Source organism: Alcanivorax sp. HI0083 (assembly GCF_001635175.1).
The window spans coordinates 1-509 of record NZ_LWFX01000646.1 but is presented as its reverse complement, the minus strand read 5'-3'; the positions used below and the strand labels follow the sequence as shown (position 1 = coordinate 509).

Here is a 509-nt window from a genome sequence, read left to right as displayed (position 1 = left end):
TAGTTGGCCATGGTGAGCGGGAACAGCACACCGAAGTAGCCCACCATCAACAACAGCACAATCACAAAGGCGGCTTTTACGCCACCGGAATTGCCGACCGGAGCGGCGCCGTACTGGTTGCTGCCTTCGCTACCGCGTTTGAACAACATCACCAGACCCAGCACCAGGTTGGCAATCGGCACCAGCATGAGCAGGCTCAACCAGCCGCTGGCGTTGATGTCGTTGAGACGACGTACCATGTAGCCCCAGCTCATCACCATCACACCGATGAAAGCCACGGTGGCAATCAGGCCCATGATCATTGCACCCACGCCGATGTCAGCGTCCCCGGCGCTCATCATGCTTGGAATCAGAATCGCGGCTGCCACCCCGACCACAAGATAGAACAACAAGGTCAGACCAGCGGCATACACGAAATAGCGCATACGGCCGATACGCCCTGACAAAGACAGAAACTTGGGCTGATAGGTGTCCTGGTTACCGGCAACAGCAACATCTGCATTGGGTGC

At 57.2% G+C, this 509-nt stretch carries 1 protein-coding gene; it reads right to left on the bottom strand.

All coding sequences use genetic code 11. The features are described 5' to 3' along the window. Positions 1-509 (bottom strand): DUF805 domain-containing protein (locus tag A3754_RS06435; RefSeq protein WP_063519122.1); only part of this gene is annotated, 509 nt, incomplete at both ends.